The sequence below is a fragment of the Nonlabens sp. MIC269 genome, assembly GCF_001430865.1.
GTDB classification, from domain to species: Bacteria; Bacteroidota; Bacteroidia; order Flavobacteriales; family Flavobacteriaceae; genus Nonlabens; species Nonlabens tegetincola.
In genome coordinates this window covers 2,199,656-2,226,061 of the sequence record NZ_CP011373.1, presented here as the reverse complement: position 1 = coordinate 2,226,061, position 26,406 = coordinate 2,199,656, and the positions used below count along the sequence as shown (strand labels likewise).

The following is a 26,406-nucleotide window of genomic DNA, read 5'->3' as shown; positions in this document are numbered from 1 at the left end:
GTAGTTATTCCGCTTTCGCGAAAGCGTAACAAACCGACATACTTTACTACTTATAAATAAAAACAAATGGCTCTTACACCTTCTAACATGTTACCACTGGGCACAAAAGCACCAGATTTCTTTTTATTAGACACAGTAACTGAAAATCACATGAATTTTACAGACATAAAAGGAGAATACGGGACTGTTGTCATGTTCATTTGTAATCATTGTCCTTTTGTAATCCATGTAAATGATGAGTTAGTTCGTGTGGCAAATGATTATCGTGTTGCTGGTTTTGGTTTTGTAGCGATTTCTAGCAACGATATAGAAAACTATCCACAGGATGGTCCTAATTTTATGAAAGAAGTTGCAGATCGAGAAAACTATCCTTTCCCTTACTTGTATGATGAGACGCAAGAGGTAGCTCGTAATTATGACGCTGCTTGCACTCCTGACATTTATGTATTTGACCGAAATGAAAGGCTTGTATACCGTGGACAATTAGATGATTCAAGACCTGGAAACGGCATACCACTTACTGGCAGATCATTACGAGAAGCTCTAGATGCTCTTCTAGGTAACAAAGTGGTTTCACCAGAGCAAAAACCTAGTATAGGTTGTAACATCAAATGGAAGAAATAAGGTCATTAAATTAAGAGGATTACCTTAACTTAGTCCCAGAAAATATTCTACATGCAATCATTATACATAGTCTGGAATCCACTTGAAGGAATAGATTTAGGATTTTTTAAATTACATTTTTATAGCTTAAGTTATGTTATTGCCTTTATTCTAGGCTGGTATATTATTAAACCTATTTTTAAAAGAGAGGAACTATCCACTGAAAAGCTAGACCCATTATTCATGTATACGGTTATTGGTTGTATCGTGGGTGCTCGGTTTGGCCATTTTTTATTTTATGAACCAAAGGTGTTTTTCAATGACTTTTTACATGTAATACTACCTTTTAGATTCGAACCTGAATTTGAGTTCACAGGCTTCATGGGAATGGCTAGTCATGGTGCTGCACTAGGAATTATCATTGCCATGTACTTTTATAGTCGCAAACATCTGAATCGTAAAACGCCTTTTTGGATTTTGGATCGTATTGTAATACCTACGGCAATTGGTGGAACTTTTGTGAGATTAGGTAATTTATTTAATAGTGAAATAAATGGTGATGTAACCAACGGTTTTGGATTCAAATTTGTAAGAGAGAGCACCGATAAGATGAACTCGTTGTTACAGCAAACTCAAATTCCAGATAGAGATAAAGCTATTGACGAATTGGTGAACAACCCACAATTTGCAACATTACTGGAACAAGTTCCCGTGAAACATCCTGCGCAGCTGTACGAGGCTATTTGTTATGTTTTCGTATTTATAATTTTGTACTTTACTTACTGGAAAACAGACAAAAGGAATAAACAAGGATATCTTCTAGGAATGTTCTTTGTACTGTTATTTACAGTAAGATTCTTTATAGAGTATATTAAAGAGGAGCAAACAAGTCATGATGGCTGGGAAATGTTTGGAATATTCTTAAACAATGGACAGCTTTTAAGCATTCCTTTTATTCTTATTGGTTTATACTTAATGTTTAGACCACAGCAAACACTGGTTAAGGATAGATAGATATTGATGAAAAAGACCAAAATCTTCCTGAGTGCAATGTTATTTTGTATGATAGGTTGTAAAAAACCATTTAATCAACAGTTTTCTGAAGAAGATTTAACATTCAAATACCAAGCAAAGGCGTATATAATTGATCAAAATACGTTGGATACTTTGAGCTCTATAAAACTGCAAATAGCAGAAACTGACCTTCAAATTGCCAAAGGTTTAATGTGGCGTGATAGTTTGTTGCCTAATCAAGGTATGTTATTTTTATTAAAGCACAACTATCAAGCGGGATTCTATATGAAAAACACGTCCATTCCTTTGGACATAGTTTATGTAGATTCAACCAATTCAATTACGCAGATATATGAGAATACTACACCCTATTCTGATTCTATTTATCAAAGCTATTATGTAATTGATAAGGTAATTGAAGTTCCTGCTGGAACAACATCTAAAAATAACTGGAAGGCCGGAGATCAACTTATATACAATCGTATTAAATAGTCAATATTAACTAAGTAATTATAGTTGACATTCTATCAAACACAGTCATTCAAGTCTAGTCAATAAAAAAACCTCTTTGAATTGATTCAAAGAGGTTTTTTCATGAGAGACTAAAGACAGTTTAAAATCTATCTATAGGTAAAGTTTAATAATTAATGTACAACCATCTAGCTACATCTTCAACTTCGCTATCATTAAATTGAATCGTATAGAAGTAAGTACCTACAGGTAATAAACCATCACCTGCAAGCGGTCCTTTATTAGGTATACCTGCAAACTCCTGGTAGTTTTGAGCTCTGGTTTCATAAATAACCGTACCATAACGGTTAAAGACCTTAAGTTCAAAATTTGCAAACTGTTCAATATTTGGTATAACAAAAGTGTCATTTATAGTATCTCCATTTGGAGAGAAACCTTCTGGTAAAATTACCTCACATGTCTCAACTTCTACATCAAAGGTTGATACATTGAAACATCCTGTATTAGCATCTGTTAATCTAGCGTATATAGTAGATCCATCATTGATATCATCTGTATCTGATAATGGTCCTGATCCTGCCTCGGCATCCGTTAAAGAAAGGTGGTAGGTAACAGAATAACTAGCAGGGCTTAAACCATTCAAAATTGCATTATCTTGAGCTGATAATACAAATGCAGTTCTTAAGTCCAGTGGCGCATTATCACACTCTGTAAGATCAGACGCTGTTCCTATATTCGGTAAATCAAGAACAACTAGATCAAACGTACCTGTTGCATAACAATCTTGATCTTGTGCGTTAGAAACTCTTACATAAATTGTTTCTGGATTGGAAACATTATCATAAGATTGTGGCGTCGTGATAGCATTGGTATTTGCGTCAGCATCAGCTTGGGTATTAAAATAAGAAACTACATAATCAGCAGGATCTTGAGAACCTAGAATACCAGCTTCTTGACTTGTTAAATCAAAATTTTCAATACCGTCTGCCGATAGATCGTCACATGCCTCAAGGTCATTTACTGAATTAAATGCTGATGTGTTATAGGTAACATCAAGTGTTTCCGTATTAAAACAACCAGAAGTATTATCAGTTATTCTCACAAAAACAGTTTCGTTTGTTGTTACATCATAAGCCGTACTGTTTAAAATAGGATTAGAATCGGCATCTGCATCGGCTTGTGAATTATAAAAAGTCACATCATACAAAGTTGCATCAAGCCCATTAAGGACATCTGTATTTCTTACCGTAAGATCAACAGTTGCAGCACCAGAGGATTGACAAACTATAATATCATTAGGAGTAGTCGACGTAATTTCAGGAGCAACATCTATACAAATAGTTTCTGTATAAGTACATCCGAAATCATCTGTAAAATCAATACTGTAACAATTTTGTCCGGCAACGCTAGGCGTTACTGTAATATCATTTCCAGTTTGAGCAGTGATATCTGCATTGGTTTGCCATTCAGTAAGCACCTCAGAAGGCTCATAACTACCAGCAGCTGGAATAATGGCAGGATTAAAGTTAATTCCCCATTCAAAAATATATCCATTATCAATAGATAAATTATCAACGATATCTAAACACCACAAACCATTAAGAGGTGTACCTATAAAGTTAGAGAATGGATCCTCTGGAGAGTAACTACCAGCAGGCATAGGAGTTCCAAATGCAACTGGTCCAGTTGATTGATCCAAAGTTTGAGTTGCAGCTTCAGTAAATGTATAAACAAAACCTACACCTGGAGTTGTAGTACCATCGTCTAATGCATTACCTAGAAAGCGCCCACCACCGGAATTAGGATAGGTTAAAAACTTTACTTGAGATCCGTTTGGAGCCGTCAAAGTAATATCTAAATCGCCCATGTAGGAGTGCTCAATATCTATAAATACATTAACTAAATCACTAGCGCTTGCAAATGTAGAACCTGCAGGAAATCCTGTAACATCAATACAAGTTTGGTAGGCTACACCGCTTCCGTCCGGAAGAAAAGTCTGTCCCGTTATTGGAGGAGCAACATCAGCAAAAAATTGAGTAGTTGATACGTTACCAGTTATAGTCGTGGACTCTCCAAAACAAAGGGAAGTATCTGCAGCTACAACACCAGAAAAATCAGGTGTAGTACTTACTATTACAGTCGCATCGATAGTTTGCCTATCACGACAGCCTAATTGATCAAACGCAACATAATCAATCTCATAAATTCCAGGTGAATTATATACCTCTGAAGCAGATTGACCAGAAACTACAGTTCCATCTGCAAGTCTGAATTCATAGGTAGCTCCAGTACTATCTTGACTGAATTGTGTAGTCCCAGTAAAAGATACTGTATCACCTTGACATACTCTAATAATACCGTCACCGTCTGGGGCAGGCGTAGTAGTAACGGTGTTGCTAATAGATTGACAATTAGTTACACATTGAATAGTACCTTCCCATCCTGGAGCTGTATTGGATGAATCGGATATAAATCTAAAAGTTAAACAACCTGATGGATTTGTAGCAGGTGGTGAAGCAATCACCGTACCTGGTGAATTAGTACCTAAAAACACCCCAATGATTGGACTTGTAGCGGTGTCTCCATCATAAATGATAAGTAAATCTCCTGAGGCTAAATCAAAAGAATTAAAGGATACTTGAATAGCGTCCAATGGAAATGGAGAACATATTGTTGTTACAAAGGATTCTCCGTTAGAATAATTACCTGTTAAATCACCAGAATCGGTAAAACTTCCGGAACAGGAAGTGTAATTAGCATCATTCATTATAAAGGTGTTCTGAGCACTTACCCCAACGCTTATAAATAAAAATGCAAGAAAAGTTAAGATGTTAAGTTTCATAGGTTTTGGTTTACTATGTATTGAAACTGCAAATTAATCATTTTGTCGCATTTATTTAGTAATTTTTCTAAATTGAATTAACATAATATTTACAACGATCAGTCATACTATTGAACTGATCATATAAAGAAAAAAGCCTCTTAATTAATTAAGAGGCTTTTCTTACTATTATCTAATTCAATTTATTCTTCATCCTTTTTATCGGCTTCAATTTTACCATTTGATTTTTTGATTGTGTCATACATTACCGGAGTCGCAATGAAAACAGAAGAATATGTACCTACAACCACACCTACAATTAAAGCAAACATAAATCCTCTAATAGACTCACCACCGAAAGTAAAAATAGCAAGCAGTACAATTAAAGTAGTTAACGAGGTATTCAATGTACGCGATATAGTACTACTAATCGCTCTATTCACCGTTTCACCAAATGCCATGCCAGTTCTTTCATTGATAAATTCCCTAATTCTATCAAATACTACAACCGTATCATTAAGTGAGTAACCAATTACCGTAAGAATAGCTGCAATAAATGCTTGATCGATCTCCATATTGAAAGGTAAAACTTTGTACAACGCAGAGAATACACCAAGAACTATAGCTACATCGTGGAAAACAGCAACAACAGCTCCTAAAGAGAATTGCCATCTCTTAAAACGTATTAGAATATATAAGAATACAACTGCCAATGAACCTAGAATCGCATAGATAGACCCTTTAAGGATATCATCGGCGATAGTAGGACCTACTTGGAAGTTAGACATAATTCCTGATGTTTTTACTTCAGAACCTACATCTGCAAATTGCGCTTGAGTCATATCAGCCGGTAAGAAATCTTTAAGAGCCACATACAACTTGTTTTCAATCTCTTCACTTATAACACTGTCGTCTTGATCAATACCATACTTTGTACTGATTTTAAGCTGATTTGCATCACCATAAGTTTTAGCTTCGGCAGAACCTAAGAAATCCTCTGAGCTTAATATTTTAGTAATCTCAGTAGCATTTACTTCTTGATCAAATCGAACGACATACGTACGACCACCAGAGAAATCAATTCCTAAGTTTAATTTGTTGATTGCCAAAGAAGCAATAGAACCTATAACAACCACCAATGAAATTAAATAAGCCACCTTTCTCTTCTTCAGGAAGTCAACATTTACATTTCTAAACCAATTCTTTGTTACACCAGATGCAAACGTCAACGTTTTACCATTCTTAACGTAACCATCAACAAATAATCTAGTAATAAATACAGCTGTAAATAACGAAGTAAGAATACCAATCATTAAGGTAGTTGCAAATCCTTGAATAGGACCTGTTCCAAAAATGTAAAGTATGATAGCGGTTAACAATGTAGTAATGTTCGCATCTAAAATGGAACTTAATGCATTATTAAATCCATCTTTAATACTATCGGCTTGTGATTTACCCTTAGCAAGTTCTTCACGTATACGTTCAAATATAAGTACGTTAGCATCAACCGAAATACCAATTGTAAGTACGATACCGGCGATACCAGGTAAAGTAAGAACTGCTTTTAAAGATGCTAATGCTCCAAATATGAATAAGATGTTTACCACAAGTGCTATATCAGCATACAAACCTGCTCTACCATAGTAGAAGAACATCCATATAAGAACTAAAATAAGTGCCAGTGCAAATGACATTAAACCACTATCAATAGCTTCTTGCCCTAATGATGGTCCAATTACATCACTTTGAATAATTTCTGCTTTTGCAGGTAATTTACCAGCTCTTAAAACTGTAGCAAGATCTTTAGCTTCTTGAACAGTAAAGCTTCCTGAAATTTGAGTACTTCCACCAGAGATTGGACCTGTTGTTACACTAGGCGCACTGTAAACGGTGTTGTCTAAAACAACCGCAACTTGTGAACGATTGTTAAAGGCATATCCAGTCATTTCTTCCCAAACCTTTGAACCTTCGCCGTTCATCGTCATACTCACGATCACTTTTGCACCAAGATCATAATCTTGTTTAGCATCCGTTATAACACCACCAGCAAGTGGCGCTTCATCTTCTGCGTTACCAACAAGAGCAAATAAATCTGATACTTCAAATCCTAAATTTTCATCAAGGGTAGGTAAAGTAAAAGCAAATTTTGCATTACGAGTTTCAGGAGAAAGTCTAGCTCTTGATTGAGGATCATTTAAATAATCTAAAATAAGATCAATATCGCTTGCGCGGAAAACTCCCAAACCACCAATAAATGATGGACGAACTAACCTTCCTAAAATTGGATTTTCGTCTAAATTAGTTTCTGCTACCTCTTCGATTGTCTCATCATCACCATCTAAAAGCGCACTTAAGTCAGCAGGATCTTCTTCTTCAACAACTGTTGAATCTGCTGCAACAGCATCAGCCTCAACTACATTACTAGTAGCCGCTAATTTTTCTTTCCAATAATTATTAGAAGCAACAATATAATCACTAATCTCACCTTGCTTGTAAACATGCCAAAACTCTAACTGAGCAGCTTTAGTAAGAATATCTTTAATACGTTTTACATCGGTTTCTCCTGGTAATTCAATTAATACACGACCCGATGTCCCTAGTTGTTGAATATTTGGTTGAGTAGTACCAAATTGGTCAATACGTTTTCTAATTACATCAAGAGCACTAGTCAAATAGTCTTTTAATTCCTCTTTAAGTACAGCAGCTACATCTGCATTAGAAGATTGAAAATCAATTTCAAATGCATCTTCCATTTCTGGTGTTCCGAAAATATCTGGAGATGCTAGTTGCGCTCCTTCAATCTTATTAAATTCTTCCAGGAAATAATTAATGTAGTCATCTTGTCCATCCTTAATACGCTCGTCTGCAGCAGCAAGAGCTTTTCTAAATGCAGGGTCATTTGACTCATCTGCCATTCCGATAAGAATGTCTTTTACTGAAATTTGAAGAATTACGTTAATACCACCTTTTAAATCCAGACCTTTTTTAAGCTCTTGCTTTTTGGCACTTTCATAATCGGTATAACCACCCCAAACGTCTTTCTTAGCTACTGAATCTAAGTAACTTTTTACTGCTTCGCTTTTAAGTTGTGATTTGTTCTCAGCATCTGCTGGAACTACGGTAGCTGCGTATGCTTCTGCATCGTCTTCTACCTTGTTTGTAATAAATGTGTAGGTAAGTTGGTAAATACTTACTACAGCAAAAATGATCGCAAAAAATCTGATCAATCCTTTGTTTTGCATGATTTCTATAAATTAATTGATAATTGGTAACAGATTTTAATCTGTTAAGTGATGGTAAGAATAAACTATTACTACCATCATCGTAATAGTTTAAACGATTATACAAATGGGATAGGTCCTGCGCGACTATCGGGTAGTTGATCTATAAAAGATCCCGAAATACCTGAATTGTAATTATTAAATGTATGTGCTGTTAATCTATAATTACTGCTTAGAATCCAGGCCTCTACCTCAATGGCATGAAGCACGCTTTGAGGAGTTCTCTCTAAAGAGTTTTTCATTTCAAAGACTACAACATCATCGCCTAAACCAGAAGAAGGAATCTCATTTTCAAGAACTTGAGCTACAGAAACATCTACAGATCCCTCATAGCCTTGTAATCGAATAGTAAAGTAATTCTGAACAACCTGAGCAACCTGAGCTCGCCACTTTTCCGCATTTTCCGAATCACTTCTTAGCTCAATTTTGATAGAATTACCACTTTTAATAAGTGTAATGTCCTCGTTAGTAGTTTTTAAATATTGTGCTACCTCTTCAAAAACAGCATTTTGAAAATCTCTGGTAACATTACTAGTAAATCCTATCTCCACTTTATACTCAACCTCTTCAGGTGAATAATAAGCACACGCGCCTATTAAAAACAGGCTAGCGATAATTGATAAGATCCATTTCATTCTCACGCGCCAAATATAACACTTTCCAGCTCTTTATTTAAGTATACTCTAACAGCTATTCACCACAACCTACTTTATTAGTAATTCATTACATACAAGGCGATTACACAAGATTTAGGATTTCAAAAACGGAATTTATTTAAAAAACGATATTGTTAAGTACGCTTTCGCGAAAGCGATAAAACCAACATCAATCCTTACTTAAGAATCGCATAAAGTTTAAAAATGGTGATAAAAAAAACCGCTTCAACATTGAAGCGGTTTATATAGTAATATGTAGATAGTTTAAGCCAACAATCCATTTGTTTTCTTAACACCTTCTGCACTTTCGGTTAATGCACTTCTTTCTGCATCACTCAATTCAATTTCCACGATCTTTTCTATTCCATTTGCACCTAAAACAACTGGAACACCTATACAAAGATCAGACAATCCATATTCACCTTCTAACAAAGCACTACAAGGGAAGATTTTCTTTTGATCACAAGCAATAGCCTGTACAAGACCAGATACTGCTGCACCTGGAGCATACCAAGCACTAGTACCTAATAATTTTGTAAGAGTTGCTCCACCTACCTTTGTATCCTGAAGAACTTGCTCTAGTCTTTCCTCAGAAAGAAATTCACTTGCTGGCACAGAATTACGAGTAGCTAATCTTGTTAATGGGACCATTCCTTTATCAGAGTGCCCACCGATTACCATACCATCAACATCGCTTATTGGCGCTTCAAGAGCTTCAGCTAGACGATACTTAAATCTAGCACTATCTAGGGCACCACCCATACCTATAATTCTATTTTTAGGTAGACCAGTTACTTGGTGTGCTAGATAAGTCATGGTATCCATAGGATTAGAAACCACAATAAGAATTACATTAGGTGACTGTTCTACTAGACTAGCTGCTACAGATTTTACGATACCTGCATTAATTCCTATTAATTCCTCACGAGTCATTCCTGGTTTTCTAGGAATACCCGAAGTAATTACTGCGATATCACTACCTGCAGTTTTTGAATAGTCACCAGTAGTTCCTGTGATTTTTGTATCAAAATTATTAAGAGATGCGGTTTGCATTAAGTCCATAGCTTTACCTTCGGCAAAACCTTCCTTAATATCAAGTAACACTACCTCACTTGCAAAATTTTTAATTGCGATATACTCTGCACAGCTGGCACCTACTGCTCCAGCTCCTACTACGGTAACTTTCATTTATGTATGATTTTAGTTAAATTAAATGTATTTTTCAATAGTCCTACAAAAATAACCTATGAAACTTAATTGTGTTCATAATTCCTTGTAAAAGTAGGTGGTACACGATTATAATCGAACAAAAATAGACGCAGTAGCCGTATTGAATTCACCAAAGGTATAATCTGCATGTAAATTAAATGCTCCCAAAGTTAATTTTGCACCTACAGTTCCTAATAACCCTGTTGTATCAGACTCTACTGTCACAGGATCACTTACCGTGGTACTTACAGGGAAAATAACAGTATTGCTTGTAAAAGTATAATCACCTAGTAGTCTTGTCTCTGTACTTCCAGAAATGTAATTGATTCCACCATATAAATTAAAAACGTCCCAGTTTGTACCTGTGATTAAACTTACATTAAAAACGTCGACTTGAGTTTCAATACTTTGATCTCTTCCATCTACAATTGCACCATCTTCAAAATCATAAGAAGCATCTAACCTACTGTAGCCTACAAGGGCCGATATAGTGATGGGAGCACCATTAATTACACCATTACCATCTTCTCTATCAAAAAGTTTAGTAAACTCCCATTGTAAAGCACCACCGTAAAATCCAGTTTCAAATTCATCTGTTTTTACCTTTGGAACAAATCTGGCTTTAAGTTCAAGACCTGCGCCTAATCCCACTCCTGCTTGTAAGAAAGCAGTAGGAACAAATTCTAATCCTTCTGAACTTAAACCTTGAGCTAGATCAATCTCATCTCTTTGTAACAATGCTCCTGTATTGGCTTCTCTAGATTCCACAACAAGTTGTTGTGGCATTTCATTTTCTCCTAACGCGGTTGCGATTAACCTAGGAGTTGTTGAGCCATCGCCAAACGAAACATTAATATTGGCTGCAGGTCCATTGGTATTATTATAACTTTCTTGAATAATGCGCTCATATTCTGTAGGATCCAGTAAAAACGTCTTTTTCTCATCTGGGGTAAATGTTGCCTGTGCTCGTAATTGAATTTTGAATTTACCTGGTTTCAACACTCGAGCATCATCGTACCATCCAGATGCTATATTAAAGGTAAGAGATTCTGCTGCAGGTGTAGCATAATCTTTTGCGTATAGATTTGCAGCATCAACACCGGCTGCAAGTATTTCTGAAAAATTATCTTGTGATTTTGCTTTCGCGAAAGCGAACAAAACACATAATATGAATATCGTATTCTTCATAACATAAATATTTAATCGCAAAGAAAGACAAAATTACTTAAAACGGTCTTTTTAGTAAACAAAAACGCCCTTACCATTCGGTAAAGGCGCTTAATTAAGTTGAAATGTTGTTATGCATCAATGTTAGCATAAACCGCATTTTTCTCTATAAACTCACGACGAGGCGGCACCTCATCACCCATTAACATTGAGAAAATACGATCAGCCTCTGGCATACTATCAATTGTAATCCTTCTTAGAGTTCTGAATTCTGGATTCATAGTGGTATCCCACAACTGATCTGCATTCATTTCTCCAAGACCCTTATAGCGTTGAATGTTTGCTCCACCACCGAAACTTTCGGCGATTTCATCACGCTCTTTATCATTCCAGGCATAACGTTTTTTAGCTCCTTTTTTAACTAGGTATAGTGGCGGTGTTGCGATATACACGTAACCGTTCTCAATCAACTCCTTCATGTAACGGAAGAAGAATGTCAAAATTAATGTAGAAATGTGAGATCCATCAACATCGGCATCACACATGATGACAATTTTATGATAGCGTAACTTTTCTAAATTTAAGGCTTTAGAATCTTCTTCAGTACCTATAGTAACACCTAGTGCTGTAAAAATGTTACGGATTTCTTCGTTTTCAAAGACCTTATGTGACATCGCTTTTTCAACGTTCAAAATCTTTCCTCGTAATGGCAGTATAGCTTGAAAATTACGGTCACGACCTTGTTTTGCTGTTCCACCTGCAGAATCTCCCTCAACAAGGAATACTTCACATAAAGTAGGGTCGGTTTCAGAACAGTCAGATAATTTACCTGGCAGTCCACCACCACTCATTACGGTTTTACGCTGTACCATTTCGCGAGCCTTGCGAGCAGCATGTCTTGCTTGTGCTGCAAGAATCACCTTTTGTACAATTACCTTGGCATCATTAGGATGCTCTTCAAGATAATCTTCTAGCATTTGAGATACCGCTTGCGAGACAGCACTTGTAACTTCCCTGTTACCTAATTTAGTTTTTGTTTGACCTTCAAATTGAGGTTCGGCAACTTTAACAGAAACGATAGCTGTAAGACCTTCACGGAAGTCGTCTCCTGTGATATCGAACTTCAATTTATCCAACATTCCCGAGTTGTCGGCATATTTTTTAAGTGTTCCTGTTAATCCACGACGGAAACCACTTAAATGAGTACCACCTTCGTGCGTATTAATGTTATTCACATAAGAATGTAAATTCTCTGCATAACTATCATTATAAATCATAGCTACTTCAACAGGAATACCATTTTTCTCGCCTTCCATAGAGATTACATCCTCGATTATTGGATGTCTGGTATCATCTAGGAAACGTATAAATTCTTTAAGTCCTTCTTTAGAATGAAATGTCTCACCTTTAAAGGAACCATCTTCCTCGGTTTCTCTTTTGTCGGTAAGTATAATTGTGATTCCTTTATTAAGGTATGCTAGTTCTCTTAAACGATTTGCAAGAGTATCATAACTATAAGTTGTGGTTTGTTGAAAAATACTGCGATCCGGCAGGAAGGTTACTACTGTACCTGTTTTATCAGTATCGCCAACTGCTTTTACGGGATAAAGAGATTTACCTCTCTCGTATTCTTGCTCCCAAATTTTTCCATCACGATGCACTGTTGCCTTCAAGTGATCAGAAAGTGCGTTAACACAACTTACACCTACACCATGCAATCCACCAGAAACCTTGTAGGAGTCTTTATCAAATTTTCCTCCGGCACCTATTTTAGTCATTACAACTTCAAGTGCACTTACTCCTTCTTTTTTATGAATACCTACAGGAATACCACGACCGTCGTCAGTTACAGTAATACTGTTGTTTTCATTAATAATAACTTCGATATTATCACAATGACCAGCTAGCGCCTCATCAATGGAATTGTCTACCACCTCATAAACTAAATGGTGTAAACCTCTTACTCCTACATCTCCAATATACATAGAAGGACGCATGCGCACGTGCTCCATTCCTTCAAGTGCCTGAATAGAATCGGCACCATAATTCTTCTTGTTTTCTTCGCTCATTTGTCTGTATAAAATTTGCTACAAAAACAAAGATAACAACCAATTAAAGTAAATAATTGATTTTAGAGCTTTTAATAAACGAAGTTATCAACAGTATTAATACACTTGTGTTTGAAAAAAGTGTTTTAAAACTGCTCTAAATACGCTTTTTAAGGAATATTTAAATATTTATGTGTTTGTAAAGAGACTTGCCATTCAGGATTTTGCATCACAAAATCTGTAATTAATGGAATCATTTTTTCTCTCACCGACCATTCTGGTTGTATGTATAATTTACAACTTGAAGAAACTTTTTCTGCTTCCGCTTTCGCGAAAGCGAAATCATGTTTATTGTATACAATCACTTTTAGCTCATGGGCTTTAGGATATATTTCAGGAACAGGCATTTTTACCTTTTTAGGAGATAAACAAATCCAATCCCAATCACCCGTTAACGGATAGGCTCCACTAGTTTCAATATGCACCTGCATTTGTCTTTCTTTAAGACCTTGGGTCAATGGTCCCATATCCCAAGTGAGCGGTTCTCCACCAGTAATCACAATTGTTTTACTGTATTTTGAAGCGTTTTCTATAATTTGATCTATAGCAGTAGGTGGATGTTTCTCTGGATCCCAACTTTCCTTTACATCACACCAATGACAACCTACATCACAGCCGCCTACTCTTATAAAGTAAGCCGCTCTTCCTGTATGTGATCCTTCTCCTTGAATCGTGTAGAATTCTTCCATTAATGGCAACATAAGGCCTTTTTCTACTTGATCCTGCACTACTTCTTGATTCATGCAACAAAAATACAATATATTGGTAGGTAACATGAGTAAATCACGATAACTTATATTGATAGAATCATCTTATTTCCACAACCACATATAGATATTATCCTTTTTATAGACTTCCTTTTTTTCGTAGTTAAACAAATGATTATATTTTTACCTCAATCATATATACTGTAATAGATGAGTAATAGAGAAAAATTTATTGAAGTAATTTCTACTGGTTATAATCCGAAAGGTGAAAGCATTGTAATGGGCGCCGCCATGTTAGATGGTGAAGCGATTACAGGATCACATGTAAAAATCCCTCTTAAAACAATGAACCGCCATGGCCTGATCGCAGGAGCTACTGGTACAGGAAAAACTAAAACATTACAAATCATTGCAGAGCAGCTTTCTCAACAAGGTGTTCCTAGTCTACTAATGGATATCAAAGGTGATTTATCTGGTATAGCCGCAGAAAGTCCAGGTCATCCCAAAATTGACGAAAGACATGAAAAGATTGGGTTAGATTTTAAAAAACGTAAGTCGCCAGTCGAAATAATGACCATATCAGAACAAGACGGAATTAGACTAAGAGCGACAGTTAGTGAATTTGGACCAGTATTGCTCTCTAGAATACTAGATGTTACTGAAACCCAAGCAGGAATTATCTCTGTAGTTTTTAAATATTGTGATGATAATAAATTGCCTCTATTAGATTTAAATGATTTAAGAAAAGTCTTGCAATATGCTACTGGAGCCGGGAAAGCAGAATTTACTGAAAATTACGGCCGCATTTCAACTTCATCAACTGGAGCAATTCTAAGAAAATTAATAGAACTGGAGCAACAAGGTGCTGATAGGTTTTTTGGCGAACGCAGCTTTGAGGTAAAAGACTTAGTTCGCAAGGATAAAAACGGACACGGATATGTCAATGTAATTCGACTTACTGACATTCAAGACAGACCAAAGTTATTTTCTACCTTCATGCTTTCATTACTTGCTGAGATTTACTCTACTTTTCCAGAGCAAGGTGATAGCGACAAACCTGAATTAATTTTATTCATTGATGAAGCTCACCTCATATTTGACAATGCTAGTAAAGCATTACTAGATCAAATCGAAAGCATCGTAAAATTGATTCGTAGTAAAGGGATAGGTTTGTACTTTGTGACTCAAAATCCTACTGATATCCCTGATGGTGTATTAAGTCAACTGGGATTAAAAGTCCAGCATGCTTTAAGAGCATTTACCGCTAAAGATCGAAAAGCGATAAAACTGACTGCACAAAATTATCCAGAAACCGATTTTTATGACACTGCAGAGGTTTTAACCTCACTTGGAATAGGAGAAGCTTTAATAAGTGCTCTAGATGAAAAAGGAAGACCTAGTCCACTTGCCGCTACCCTATTAAGAGCTCCTGAAAGCAGAATGGACGTACTTACCGATAGAGAGTTATCGGATTTAATTGCAGATTCGGAGTTAACAGACAAGTACAACGAGGATATTAATAGAGAAAGTGCCGAAGAAATTTTACAAGCTAAAATAGAACGAGCCCACGAGGAAGACATAAAAGAAAAAGCTAAAAAAGAAAAGGAAAAAGCGAGTAGATCGAGCTCGAGAAGAAGCACAAGGCAAAACCCAATTGTAAAAGTTCTTACAAGCGCTACATTTATAAGGGGCGTTTTAGGAATTTTAGGTAAAGCGCTTAAATAATCTTAAAAACCAATTAAGTAACAACTCAAATTCCTACTTTTGCGGTAGAATGAAAATTATGAAGAAATTACTTTTTATTGCTGTAATAGCTGCCGTTTTAACTAGTTGTGGTAAAACACAAGATCCTTTTGAATGGAATAAAGATCGCGTAGGACACATCACAAAAGATACTAAAGTGTACCAACTTGACAGCTTGTTCGCAAATGATAGTATTATTAACCCTATTAAAGGAGATGAATTTTCTAATGGAGCAGCTGATATTGAGGTATATGAGAAAGGTGGTAAGCACTTGTTATCCATCTCTCCTTTACAAGCTCTGGATAGCACATCAACTATAGCCAATATTAGAATACACGATGATCGCTATAAGACTGAAAAAGGAATAACAATCAACAGTACCTTTAAGGAAATCGCTGCTGCTTACAAAATCTCTAATGTAGATAATATGATTGACGATGCGGTAGTATGGGTCAATGATCAAAATTTTTATTTTACAGTAAGCAAGGATAATTTACCGGTAGAAGTTAAGTACGATATGAGTGCCACGGTAGAAAAAACAATGATTCCTGATAATGAAAAACCGGTTCACGTATTTGTAAGCTGGTAAAAAGAGTACCATGAAAAAATTCTTATCTAAGGCCATACCAAAGTTGTATGGCTTTTATTTTAATATACTTGCGGTAATAGCACCCAAAAAAGCAGCTCAACTTGCACTAGACGTCTTCAGCATCCCTAGAAAGGGATTTATAACATCACAACAGCAAGAATTTTTAAATACCGCTCGTCAACAACGTGTTGCGTATGAAGATGGTTTAGTAATGCTTTACCATTGGCAAGGAAATGGACCTACGATTCTATTACCTCATGGATGGGAATCAAATAGCGCAAGATGGCGCTATTTAATAGAACCCTTACAAAAAAAAGATTACAACATCATCGCCATTGATGCACCGGCTCATGGTAAAACTACTGGTAAATTTTTTAACGCGATTAAATACTCTAGGGTTATAAGAAGTATTATCGAGTTATATGAACCAGAAGTTGTAATAGCTCATAGTGTAGGTGCCATGGCTACTGTATTACAAGAAAGCGAAACACCTCACGATTTCATAAATAAAATAATTCTTTTAGGCAGTCCTGATGAGCTAGAGGTTATCATGAAAGGTTATCAACAAGTAGTAGGATTCAACAAGCGAGTATGGAATCTTCTCGATCAACTTTTAAAAGAAAAATTTGGATACCACATTGCTGAGTTTAAGACATCTTCCTTTGCAAAAAGGATTCAAACGCCTGTACTTTTAATTCACGACACAAAAGATTTAATCGTGCCCTATGAATCGATGGATAATATTGCTACCGGCTTTACTAATAGCACTGTTTACACATCAAAAACTGGTGGTCACAGCCTACATACTCCTGAAGTCATTGAACAAGTCCTTAAATTCTTAGAAAAATCCTAATTGCAGCTTTTTTAACTCTAGCTAGTGTAAGGTCATAGTATCTTTAAAATAAAAATGTCAAGACCTAGCATTAAAAACGAAGAGCAGTATGAAGCCTTAAAGGATCAAGGCTACAGTAAGGAAAAAGCTGCAAGAATAGCAAATTCTGAAAATAGTGGTAAAAAAGGTGGTAAAGCAAAACCCTATGAAGAAAGAACCAAGGAAGAGCTATACGATCAAGCAAAAGAAATAGGAATTGAAGGACGTTCCAAAATGGATAAGCAGGAATTAATTGAAGCCTTAAGAAATCACTAAATGAGCAACCGCATTCCGCCAGAAACCATAAGACAGTTATTCATACTTACCGTCATTGTTGCTTTACTTATTCTTATAAGCAAGGAAATGATGGTCTATATAGGTGGAATAATGGGAGCAGTCACCCTATACGTTATTCTAGAGCCATTACAAATTAAGCTAGAGAAAAAAAATTGGAATGCGAGTCTTACAGCAGGACTGTTGCTTCTCCTTACATTCATTGCATTGGTAATACCACTAGCTGGTATGTCCTACCTTTTAAGCAGTCGTGTAAAAACCGCACTGGATAACAGCAACAAAATAGCCGAAACTATTAAAAGTGAATTAGTAAAGCTTGAAGAACTAACGTCGATGAGTTTATCAGACAGCATTAATATGGAAGCTATCCAGGATTGGATCGCAACACATATTCAAGACATTGCAAGTTCAGGTTTTCAAACCATTTTCTCCATTTCGGTAATGTTTTTTATACTCTATTTTATGCTTATTAATCGCAAAAAATGGAAGGAAGCTATACTCATTTACCTACCACTTAAAAAAAGAAATATTGAATTACTAGGAAAAGAAAGCAACAATCTTGTAAAATCAAATGCTATAGGAATTCCACTGGTAGCGCTTTTACAGGGAATAGTGGCACTTATTGGCTATTTTATATTTGGAGTAGAAAATCCATTTTTTTGGTTTGTCATAACTGTAATTGGTAGCATGATACCTTTCGTTGGTACGGCTTTAGGGATTATACCTGTTGCAGCACTTCTCTTTGCCAAGGGTGATACAGGAGCAGCCATAGGAATCTTAATTTATGGAGCAGCGGTTGTAGGTGCGACGGACAACGTATTTAGACTAATTGTTCAACAAAAGCTAGCTGACATCCATCCTGTTGTTACCCTAATCGGTGTTCTGGTCGGTGTTCCACTGTTTGGGTTCATCGGATTAGTTTTTGGTCCACTATTAGTAAGCTTGTTACTTTTAATTATTAAAATTTATAAAAACGAATATGGCAAAGACGAAGGAGTGATATAGCGGTAAATTTTTGTTATATCTCGCTTTCGCGAAAGCGTAATTACGTATTTTTAGCCTAAATAAATTTCATACATGAGTAAAACGATCAAACTTCAAGATAGAATAGACGACAATTTTATAGAACAACGTAAAGTTTTTCTTTGGGGAATGGTAGATGACAAGTCGGCGAGGCACTGTGTAGACCGATTACTTTTATTAGACTCAATAAGTAATGAAGAAATAACATTTGTAATCAATAGTCCCGGAGGCTATGTTACGGCTGGATTTTCAATATATGATACTATGCAAGAAATAAAAAGTCCTGTAAGTACCGTTTGTAGTGGTCTAGCTGCTAGTATGGGATCTCTTTTACTTTCTGGTGGTGAAAAAGGAAGACGTTTTATCCAAAAACATGGTAGAGTGATGATTCACCAGCCTAGTGGTGGTGGAAGAGGTACTAGTGCCGATATTGAAATTACAGCACAAGAAATACTTAAGACACGTGATATCCTTGCTAAAATTTACGAGGCTAATTGCGGTCAACCTTATGAAAAGGTTATGAAAGACTTTAATCGCGACTATTGGATGGGCGCAGATGAGGCTGTGGATTATGGAATTGTAGATGGAATTTTATAATAAACCTAAAAATTACATGATAAACCACCTGTAAAAAGGTGGTTTTTTTGAATAGAACTTATAGGGCACAAAGAAATTATTCAAAAAAGGATGTAGCTAACTGCTGTTCAACTTCTTATTAAATAAATAGTAAATAAAGCAACGAAAAACTTATAAAAATGAAACTCACTCCTTTTCATCTAGCAATTCCTGTAAAAGAAATAACAACAACTAGATCCTTCTACCGTGATACTTTAGGATGCAAAGAAGGTCGTAGCAGTGATCATTGGGTAGATTTTGATTTCTTTGGACATCAATTGGTTATTCATATATCAGACAATGCTCCAGGATTATCTCACAATGCTGTCGATGGTAAGTCTGTCCCTGTACCTCATTTTGGTGTGGTACTAGAATGGGATATTTTTCACACTTTTGCGCAAGCATTGCAAGAAAAAAACATCGAGTTTATTATTGAACCTTATATAAGATTTGAAGGCTTGCCAGGTGAACAAGCTACCATGTTTTTTCTAGACCCTAGTGGGAATGCTCTTGAGTTTAAAGCCTTTAAGGATATGAATCAATTGTTTGCTACAGAATAAACTTTTTCACCATTAATATAGGTAGCATTTACTTTAAAATCTGGAATTTGTTCTACTGGAATAGTCATTAAATTCTTTTCAGTGATTATAAAGTCTGCTGCCTTACCTTTTTCAAGACTACCTTTTTCATTTTCTTCAAAATTGGAATAGGCAGCCCATATAGTCATACCCCTTAAAGTTTCTTCTCTAGTCAAACTTTGTTCAGGTAAAAAACCATTTTCTGGATAACCGCCTGTATCCTGTCTAGCAACTGCTGCATAGAATGTTAAGAAAGGATTCACTTGTTCTACAGGATAATCAGTTCCAAGAGCGACTATTCCTGATTGCTTTAATAAGGTTTTATAAGCATAAGCACCTTTAATACGCTCAGCTCCTACTCTATCTTGTGCCCAATACATGTCACTAGTGGCGTGAGTAGGCTGCACCGATGGTAAAATATTATCTTGATTAAAGCTGTTAAAATCATTGGGATCTACTATTTGAGCATGCTCGATGCGCCATCTTCTATTAGAACTACCATTCAATAGTTCCTTATAAGTCTCTAGAACAACATAGTTTGCGCTATCACCAATTGCATGGGTATTCATTTGATAATCGCTTGCTGCTATACGAGATGCAATTTCCTTTATTTTTGAAATAGGACTAAGCAAGGCTCCATAATGATCATGTTTATCGCTGTAGGGTTCTTTTAGGGCTGCTCCACGACTTCCCAGCGCTCCATCGGCATAGAATTTAACAGATCTAACATTAAGTCTATCGGTCTTAACGATTCCTTTGTTTAGGTAATAATCTAAATTTTCAGGAGTATTGCTAATCATGACATACATTTTCATTTTTAGTTCACCAACTTGTTGTAAACTATCAATCACTTCAATAACATCTTTATGAAGACCAGCGTCATCTACGGTAGTAAGTCCATATTTAAAGTTCTCTTTTTGAGCAGTTAAAAGAGCGTCAACCATATCTTGAGTAGATGGTTTAGGGTATACAGCCTCAACTAACTCCATAGGATTGTCTACAAGTACTCCTGTAAGTTCACCATCACTCATGATAATTGCTCCACCATCTGCTGGAGTATTAGAATCTATTCCCGCAGCATCGAGAGCTGCTTGATTTGCTAGCATTGCGTGACCGTCAATTCTGGTGAGTGCAACAGGTATATCTGGAAAAAGCTCGTTTAATTTTTCATTACTTGGAAATTCTTTAATCTCCCAATCGTTTTGATCCCAACCACGACCTATTATAAAATCACGATTATTTTCATTTTGAAAAGTTACTACTCGCTGTATTACGTCTTCAAAACTAGTAGTCCCCATAAGATCTACTCGCTGTGCTTGCTGTCCTAGACCAAAAAAGTGACAATGCGCATCTATTAATCCTGGATAGATAAATTTACCCGAGGCATCTAGAATAGTTTTACTTTCATACTCTTCAATCAAATCTTCACTATCACCAGTAGCTATAATTTGACCATTTGAAATAGCCATAGCCTCAACGGTAGAAAAATTATCGTCAACGGTATAAATGGTTCCGTTAGTTATTAATAAATCTATTGATTGCTTTTTTTCACAGGCTATTAAACTTATAGCTAGCAATAAAGGTAGTATTCTTCTCATGGGTTAAAAATAATACAGAGTTATCAAAGTTTCATATAATGAATAGCTATATCCCACGATTCAATTCACATTGTTTGATGTTTTAAAACAAATAAAGCACTGAAAAAATCAGTGCTTTATTTATGGTATTACTCAGTCGCTTTCGCGAAAGCGAAAATTAAAAATCAAACTTATAGACGATTCCTCCTAAGACCTGTAAATTTTGAACTGGATAACCGTTAAAATATTGGTAGTTACCACCGGTAAGATTATTCCCTCTTAAAAAAGCGGTTAACTTAGGGTTGATTTTATAATTGACGTCTAGGTTTAAATCAACAAATCCATCAATGGTCTCTTTTCCAACTCCTATCCTATAGGCATCTCTCTCTCCAACATAATATAAAGTTAGGCCTGTACTCCATTTTTCATCAATTTTATAATTAGCTGTTAGATCTGCAGTTAGTTCTGGCAGATTGGACGCTATATTTTCAAAAGCATCTCCTTCACTCACATCAAAAGATCTTCCTGTAACATTTAAAGTAACATCGAGCGCTGTATTTAAGGTCACTCCTAAAGAAGCTCCATATAATACTGTATTCAAATCTCCATAGGAAGTATAAAAAACATTCCCGTAATCATAAGATTGTAAATCACCAATAGTAAAACGTGAACCGTCATCGGTGATATAAAAATTACGATTTTTCTCAATTCTATAACCTCCAAATACTTTGTAACCAAATACTCCTAGTTTTCCTTTGAATCCAGCAATTGCATCTAGCTGTCTGTCTGTAGGCGCAATAGTGAGTGCCGGAGCTATGAACACGTTTTCATCTGCAAATTGTTGTAAGGAGTTTACGTCAAATCCACCACCAATCTCGGTAAAGGCAACTACGGTTTCTTCTGCGAGGATATAACTTGCTGTTATGTCTGGATAAACATAAATATCACTTTCTGAATTTTCAATATCGGTAGCATAGTTCACGCGTGCTCCTAGTTCTACCTTGTAATTATCACCGTATAAATTGACACTAGGGTATAAACCAGCGTTGAATAATCCGTAATCAAGATCTTCTTCCTGAGCAAAAATTGTTCTCTCTCCAAACGAACCGCTTAAATAATCCAATTCCACACCTAGACCAACTTCAGTATCCATAATATCAAAACCTAGTTGTGGTCGCAATCTTGCTCTAAATTCACTCGCATCATTTCCTGAACTCACTCCGGTCAATTGTACATCAGCTTCCTTAAATACACTATCAAAAAAGCTAGCTCGTCCTCCTATTCCATAACTAAAATAAGACGTTGCAACATCTAGATCTTCTTCTGGTTGAGTAGGCACGTTATCATAAACACCATACCAGTTTGCAGTTTGATACCTACCACCAGCAGTAATGCTCCAGTTCATATCTCTAGATCTAGTTCCGTAAGATACGTCTAGACCGGTATCAGAAAACGAATCATCCAGTCGCACCTCATCAATACCACCTTGAGAAGAATTATGGTTAAAAAACACACTTACATCACTATCTCTATCAATTTCAAAATTAGTTGCAAATTCACCAAGTATATTTACATAATTACCTAAACCTAAGCGAGCGTAATTACGATAAAATTTTTCTTTACGTTTAGGTTTTAAACGATCTAATTTTCCTGTGGCAGGTGTAAACGTACTGGCTACTGGCACAGAGAATATACTGTAGGTAACAGGCTTTTTCTTGACTTTGGTAGTATCATTTACACTAGGAACGCTTTTCACCTTAAATGCATCGCTTATGGTAGGATCATAAGGTTTAACTACAGTAATGGTACCACCGTTAAGCTGGTTTTCCTCTTCTTCTTGAGCTATAGCAACACTAGTCCCTAGTATTACAGTCGTGATTAAAAATGATATATAAAATTTCATATGATTCAATTTTTTAAGCAATTCAATAACTATGTTTCTCACTTTAGTTTTGACTCGCTGGCACTACAGATGAGTTTGTTTTTGCTTCCTTCGTTTTAATAAAATCTAGTTCCTTTTGAGCTTCTTCCACCACTTCTGGATACTTAGTAAAATTCTTAATGACAGCTTCTAAAATAGTAGTAGCGTTTAATGTCTCACCTTTGGCGTAATAACTTTTTGCCATAACAACCAGTCCTTTGGCACTCCACAATTTATATCCAGCATAGTTTTTACTCAGGCTGTTTGCCGTTGCAATTGCCTCATCGTGATTACCATCCTTATTTTCAAAATAAGCTTTAAAATAAGTTGCTTCTGCCGCTAGATTTCCAGTCGCATTCTGTCTTACGTTTTCATAAGCGGTTCTTGCATCAGATTCCTTGTTCTGTTTCCATGAAGAACGAGCGATAACAATTTGAGCATCGTTTTTCACAGCAGTTTCTGCAGTTGCATCATTCAACACCTGATTTGCATAAACGATGGCTTGTGAATAATCTTCAGTTTCGTAAAAAGCCCTCATTAAATTGGACCTTGCATAAGAAACATTTTGAGGAAAATCTGCTAGTTGTTCCAATTGTTTAAGTACTGGAATCGCTTTCGCGAAAGCGTTATCACTTAAATGTATCTCACTTAATCGAGCCAAAGCTTGTTCGGTAAACTGACTGCGTTCTTTAGAAATCACATACTCATAATGAGGTATACTTTCATGTTTTTGATCTAAAGAGAACTGTGCCTGTGCTAAATAAAAATGAGCTTGAACGGCATGTTTACCATTAGGAAACTGGTCTAAATACTTTTTCATTTCACGAGCAGTACCTTGCATATCACCTCGTACGAAAGGCTGTTCGGCACTTTCATAGGCTGTATCATCAAGTTCACTGTCTGTAATTTCAACACCTTCTAAACTTCTTACCCAGGTAGCATACTCTACCGTTTTACCTTGATCGATATATACTTGTCTGGCGCTGCTAATTGCTTCTGCAGCTTGCGGTGTACCAGCATATTTACTTGCTACTTGTTTAAAAACGCTGAGAGCTGCATCTAATTTACCATCGTTATAAAGTTGCAAGCCTTTTCTCATCATGGCTGGTGAGGTAAATGAACTACGTGGAAACTCACTAATTAACTCATCATAGGTTTGTAATCCATTATTAACCTGATTATTGTTGATATAGGTATTACCTAATTCATACAACACATCGTCTCTATAAGGTGATCTTTTAAATTTATTCAAGAAGGTTTTAAGATCTTCAATTTTTCTATCTGGCTTACCTACAAATCCATAAGAAATGGCTTTTTGAAATGCGGCATAATCTGCATTTCTTCCATTCATTGAAATAGCTTTGTTATAAGCTTCCATTCCTGGCCAGTATTTCTTAGTCACAAAATTAGCATCTCCTATTCTTAAGTAAGCATCGTTCAATCTTACTTGATCTACATTTGATTTATTTGTAAATGAAGTAAATGCTGTTATCGAATTATCGTATTCCTTGAGCTTAAAATAGGTGTAACCTAAATCGTAGTCAATAAGATCATCCTCGATAATACGAGAAGAGGATGCCTTTGCCATTTTATAATTATCAAGTGCTGCCTGATAATTGTTTACCATATAGTAAGAAGCTGCTCTCCAGAAATAAGCACGTTTTTTAAGCTCATCCTGATTTGTATACTTTACAGTTTTATCTAGTTGATTAACTGCATCGCTATATTTGGAATCATTGTATAAGTTGATAGCATGGTAAAAGGCAACCTTTGCATAAGTTGCTTCGTTTCCTTTGATTCTGCCATTTTCTAGAAGGTCTAACGCCTCGGCATAATTTTTTGAAGAGAAATAAGAATCGATTAAAAACTCATTCATTTCATCAGAATGCTGGTTGTCGGGATATGATTCCAAATAACCTAATATTACAGATGGCACACTATCGTAAGGATTCCCGTTTTCATAACTAAGTTTTGCATAGTTATAAGAAGCATCTTCTGTAATTTTTTCATCAAGATTCATTTCACTTGCTTTTTTAAAAGCATTAAGTGCATCCTCGCGACGATCAACTTTAATATAACTTAATCCTAAATGATAGTAGGCATTTTGTGCTGTAGCATTAGTCCCGTCAACTATTTTATTAAAAGTCTCAATGGCCATAGAATAATTGCCCATTTTATAATAAGCGTATCCCAATTGATAGTAGTCGTTGTTATTCCATTTGCCACGAGTACCTTCATATTTTTCTAGATAGGGCAATGCCTCGTTATACTTTTCTTGATTGAATAAGGATTGACCTATAATACGATTAAGCTCTGATTGTTCCTTGCGGTTAGATTTGGGTAATTGCTCTTGGGCTAGTTGAATAGCTTTATCAAAGTTTCCTAATTTATAATTAAGATCGGCTTGATAATAAGATAGCTTTTCATCAACTTCTGGTGACTCTTCAACTTGATCAAACAAATCACTTGCTTCTTGCAGTTCATTGCCTTCATAAGCGATGTAACCCAAATAATATTTTGCTTTGCTTCCATAGGTGGGATCATCGCTCACTCTGTTTAAATACTTTTTTGCTTCATCGTATTTTTTTGATTGTACGAGAGTATATCCTGTGTTGAAATAGTATCTAGTCGTTTGTTTTTGCGAAAGCGTGCTTTTATCAACCCTAGTATACCATTTTGCTGCGCGATTGTAATTACCGTTATCAAAGTAATAATCGGCCACATCAATAATGGCGTTATTTTTCTTAGGATTAGTCGGGTATTTCTCGACAAACTGCTCTATGAGTTGGTCTGCGTTTTTTTGATTAAGTCTGACTGCGCAATTTGCGATGTAATAAGCGGCATTAGACTGTATACTTTCATCATCTACCTCGCGTGATACTTTCTCAAACAGCCTTTGCGCTGCTAGGTATTGATTCTCGTCATATAAATCTAGCGCTTGATTATACATCGCTAGATCATCAATATAAATTTTAGATTGTTGAGCCTGCAACGGCATGGCGATTCCCATGATTAGAATAGCCGCGATAGCAATTTTCTTTAACATAAATACTTTTTTATGGTAAGGTAAAATTAGACACTTACTACAATACAACGCAGGAAAGACTGTTTAATTATTCATAATGTTTTCCACATCAATGATTAACTTTGTAAGAAAC

General features: G+C 35.9%; 20 protein-coding genes. 10 read left to right on the top strand and 10 right to left on the bottom strand.

What is annotated here, in order from left to right; genetic code table 11:
- The first annotated feature begins 66 nt into the window (after window positions 1-66).
- From AAT17_RS10015 to AAT17_RS10005, 3 genes are read left to right on the top strand one after another with little or no spacing between them, the layout of a single operon-like run.
- On the top strand, window positions 67-624 hold the full coding sequence (locus tag AAT17_RS10015; RefSeq protein ID WP_042277481.1) for a thioredoxin family protein: 558 nt from the start codon (window positions 67-69) through the stop codon (window positions 622-624).
- Window positions 625-675: 51 nt separating this feature from the next.
- Window positions 676-1,617 carry a prolipoprotein diacylglyceryl transferase gene (lgt, locus tag AAT17_RS10010; RefSeq protein ID WP_060524018.1) on the top strand — a complete coding sequence of 314 codons (942 nt, stop codon included), beginning with the start codon at window positions 676-678 and terminating at the stop codon, window positions 1,615-1,617.
- A 6-nt stretch (window positions 1,618-1,623) separates the two neighbouring features.
- Complete coding sequence (locus AAT17_RS10005) at window positions 1,624-2,109, top strand: DUF192 domain-containing protein (protein WP_082586943.1); 486 nt, start codon at window positions 1,624-1,626, stop codon at window positions 2,107-2,109.
- Window positions 2,110-2,254: 145 nt separating this feature from the next.
- Here AAT17_RS10005 and AAT17_RS10000 read toward each other — a convergent pair whose 3' ends face one another.
- From AAT17_RS10000 to AAT17_RS09970, 7 genes are all read right to left on the bottom strand, one after another.
- On the bottom strand, window positions 2,255-4,930 hold the full coding sequence (locus AAT17_RS10000; RefSeq protein ID WP_060524014.1) for a gliding motility-associated C-terminal domain-containing protein: 2,676 nt from the start codon (window positions 4,928-4,930) through the stop codon (window positions 2,255-2,257).
- Window positions 4,931-5,112: 182 nt separating this feature from the next.
- Window positions 5,113-8,151, bottom strand: a complete 3,039-nt coding sequence (secDF, locus tag AAT17_RS09995; protein ID WP_060524012.1) for a protein translocase subunit SecDF — start codon at window positions 8,149-8,151, stop codon at window positions 5,113-5,115.
- 98 nt (window positions 8,152-8,249) lie between these two features.
- Window positions 8,250-8,825 carry a hypothetical protein gene (locus tag AAT17_RS09990; protein WP_060524010.1) on the bottom strand — a complete coding sequence of 192 codons (576 nt, stop codon included), beginning with the start codon at window positions 8,823-8,825 and terminating at the stop codon, window positions 8,250-8,252.
- A gap of 285 nt (window positions 8,826-9,110) precedes the next feature.
- Entirely contained in the window at window positions 9,111-10,034 is a 924-nt protein-coding gene (gene mdh / locus AAT17_RS09985) for a malate dehydrogenase (protein WP_042277468.1), read from the bottom strand.
- A gap of 108 nt (window positions 10,035-10,142) precedes the next feature.
- A complete protein-coding gene (locus AAT17_RS09980; RefSeq protein WP_042277466.1) occupies window positions 10,143-11,243 on the bottom strand; it encodes a DUF6588 family protein in 1,101 nt (366 codons plus the stop codon).
- A 110-nt stretch (window positions 11,244-11,353) separates the two neighbouring features.
- Complete coding sequence (gene gyrB, locus AAT17_RS09975) at window positions 11,354-13,291, bottom strand: DNA topoisomerase (ATP-hydrolyzing) subunit B (RefSeq protein ID WP_060524009.1); 1,938 nt, start codon at window positions 13,289-13,291, stop codon at window positions 11,354-11,356.
- Window positions 13,292-13,440: 149 nt separating this feature from the next.
- A complete protein-coding gene (locus AAT17_RS09970) occupies window positions 13,441-14,073 on the bottom strand; it encodes a 7-carboxy-7-deazaguanine synthase QueE (RefSeq protein ID WP_042277464.1) in 633 nt (210 codons plus the stop codon).
- Window positions 14,074-14,247: 174 nt separating this feature from the next.
- On the opposite strand from AAT17_RS09970, the gene AAT17_RS09965 reads away from it, so the two are divergent.
- The 7 genes from AAT17_RS09965 to AAT17_RS09935 all read left to right on the top strand — a co-directional run bounded on the left by AAT17_RS09965 (window position 14,248) and on the right by AAT17_RS09935 (window position 19,732).
- A complete protein-coding gene (locus AAT17_RS09965) occupies window positions 14,248-15,762 on the top strand; it encodes a helicase HerA-like domain-containing protein (RefSeq protein ID WP_060524008.1) in 1,515 nt (504 codons plus the stop codon).
- A 58-nt stretch (window positions 15,763-15,820) separates the two neighbouring features.
- Entirely contained in the window at window positions 15,821-16,369 is a 549-nt protein-coding gene (locus AAT17_RS09960) for a membrane lipoprotein lipid attachment site-containing protein (RefSeq protein ID WP_042277460.1), read from the top strand.
- A gap of 10 nt (window positions 16,370-16,379) precedes the next feature.
- Entirely contained in the window at window positions 16,380-17,222 is an 843-nt protein-coding gene (locus tag AAT17_RS09955; protein WP_060524007.1) for an alpha/beta hydrolase, read from the top strand.
- 54 nt (window positions 17,223-17,276) lie between these two features.
- A complete protein-coding gene (locus AAT17_RS09950) occupies window positions 17,277-17,516 on the top strand; it encodes a Rho termination factor N-terminal domain-containing protein (protein ID WP_060524006.1) in 240 nt (79 codons plus the stop codon).
- Window positions 17,517-18,539, top strand: coding sequence for an AI-2E family transporter (locus tag AAT17_RS09945; RefSeq protein WP_060524005.1), 1,023 nt, complete (start codon window positions 17,517-17,519; stop codon window positions 18,537-18,539).
- A gap of 72 nt (window positions 18,540-18,611) precedes the next feature.
- On the top strand, window positions 18,612-19,154 hold the full coding sequence (locus AAT17_RS09940; protein ID WP_042277452.1) for a ClpP family protease: 543 nt from the start codon (window positions 18,612-18,614) through the stop codon (window positions 19,152-19,154).
- Window positions 19,155-19,312: 158 nt separating this feature from the next.
- A complete protein-coding gene (locus tag AAT17_RS09935; RefSeq protein WP_042277449.1) occupies window positions 19,313-19,732 on the top strand; it encodes a VOC family protein in 420 nt (139 codons plus the stop codon).
- Here AAT17_RS09935 and AAT17_RS09930 read toward each other — a convergent pair.
- From AAT17_RS09930 to AAT17_RS09920, 3 genes are all read right to left on the bottom strand, one after another.
- Entirely contained in the window at window positions 19,711-21,348 is a 1,638-nt protein-coding gene (locus AAT17_RS09930) for an amidohydrolase (protein WP_060524003.1), read from the bottom strand. The two genes, AAT17_RS09935 and AAT17_RS09930, sit on opposite strands and share 22 nt — an antisense overlap.
- 157 nt (window positions 21,349-21,505) lie before the next feature.
- On the bottom strand, window positions 21,506-23,230 hold the full coding sequence (locus AAT17_RS09925) for a TonB-dependent receptor (RefSeq protein ID WP_060524001.1): 1,725 nt from the start codon (window positions 23,228-23,230) through the stop codon (window positions 21,506-21,508).
- A gap of 43 nt (window positions 23,231-23,273) precedes the next feature.
- On the bottom strand, window positions 23,274-26,294 hold the full coding sequence (locus tag AAT17_RS09920; protein ID WP_060523999.1) for a tetratricopeptide repeat protein: 3,021 nt from the start codon (window positions 26,292-26,294) through the stop codon (window positions 23,274-23,276).
- Window positions 26,295-26,406 lie beyond the last annotated feature (112 nt).

What these genes read in the sequence shown, in the direction of transcription:
- AAT17_RS10015 (WP_042277481.1), top strand. Translation starts at nt 67, where the DNA reads ATGGCTCTTACACCTTCTAACATGTTACCACTGGGCACAAAAGCACCA.
- lgt (WP_060524018.1), top strand. Translation starts at nt 676, where the DNA reads ATGCAATCATTATACATAGTCTGGAATCCACTTGAAGGAATAGATTTA.
- AAT17_RS10005 (WP_082586943.1), top strand. Translation starts at nt 1,624, where the DNA reads ATGAAAAAGACCAAAATCTTCCTGAGTGCAATGTTATTTTGTATGATA.
- AAT17_RS10000 (WP_060524014.1), bottom strand. Translation starts at nt 4,930, where the DNA reads ATGAAACTTAACATCTTAACTTTTCTTGCATTTTTATTTATAAGCGTT.
- secDF (WP_060524012.1), bottom strand. Translation starts at nt 8,151, where the DNA reads ATGCAAAACAAAGGATTGATCAGATTTTTTGCGATCATTTTTGCTGTA.
- AAT17_RS09990 (WP_060524010.1), bottom strand. Translation starts at nt 8,825, where the DNA reads ATGAAATGGATCTTATCAATTATCGCTAGCCTGTTTTTAATAGGCGCG.
- mdh (WP_042277468.1), bottom strand. Translation starts at nt 10,034, where the DNA reads ATGAAAGTTACCGTAGTAGGAGCTGGAGCAGTAGGTGCCAGCTGTGCA.
- AAT17_RS09980 (WP_042277466.1), bottom strand. Translation starts at nt 11,243, where the DNA reads ATGAAGAATACGATATTCATATTATGTGTTTTGTTCGCTTTCGCGAAA.
- gyrB (WP_060524009.1), bottom strand. Translation starts at nt 13,291, where the DNA reads ATGAGCGAAGAAAACAAGAAGAATTATGGTGCCGATTCTATTCAGGCA.
- AAT17_RS09970 (WP_042277464.1), bottom strand. Translation starts at nt 14,073, where the DNA reads ATGAATCAAGAAGTAGTGCAGGATCAAGTAGAAAAAGGCCTTATGTTG.
- AAT17_RS09965 (WP_060524008.1), top strand. Translation starts at nt 14,248, where the DNA reads ATGAGTAATAGAGAAAAATTTATTGAAGTAATTTCTACTGGTTATAAT.
- AAT17_RS09960 (WP_042277460.1), top strand. Translation starts at nt 15,821, where the DNA reads ATGAAGAAATTACTTTTTATTGCTGTAATAGCTGCCGTTTTAACTAGT.
- AAT17_RS09955 (WP_060524007.1), top strand. Translation starts at nt 16,380, where the DNA reads ATGAAAAAATTCTTATCTAAGGCCATACCAAAGTTGTATGGCTTTTAT.
- AAT17_RS09950 (WP_060524006.1), top strand. Translation starts at nt 17,277, where the DNA reads ATGTCAAGACCTAGCATTAAAAACGAAGAGCAGTATGAAGCCTTAAAG.
- AAT17_RS09945 (WP_060524005.1), top strand. Translation starts at nt 17,517, where the DNA reads ATGAGCAACCGCATTCCGCCAGAAACCATAAGACAGTTATTCATACTT.
- AAT17_RS09940 (WP_042277452.1), top strand. Translation starts at nt 18,612, where the DNA reads ATGAGTAAAACGATCAAACTTCAAGATAGAATAGACGACAATTTTATA.
- AAT17_RS09935 (WP_042277449.1), top strand. Translation starts at nt 19,313, where the DNA reads ATGAAACTCACTCCTTTTCATCTAGCAATTCCTGTAAAAGAAATAACA.
- AAT17_RS09930 (WP_060524003.1), bottom strand. Translation starts at nt 21,348, where the DNA reads ATGAGAAGAATACTACCTTTATTGCTAGCTATAAGTTTAATAGCCTGT.
- AAT17_RS09925 (WP_060524001.1), bottom strand. Translation starts at nt 23,230, where the DNA reads ATGAAATTTTATATATCATTTTTAATCACGACTGTAATACTAGGGACT.
- AAT17_RS09920 (WP_060523999.1), bottom strand. Translation starts at nt 26,294, where the DNA reads ATGTTAAAGAAAATTGCTATCGCGGCTATTCTAATCATGGGAATCGCC.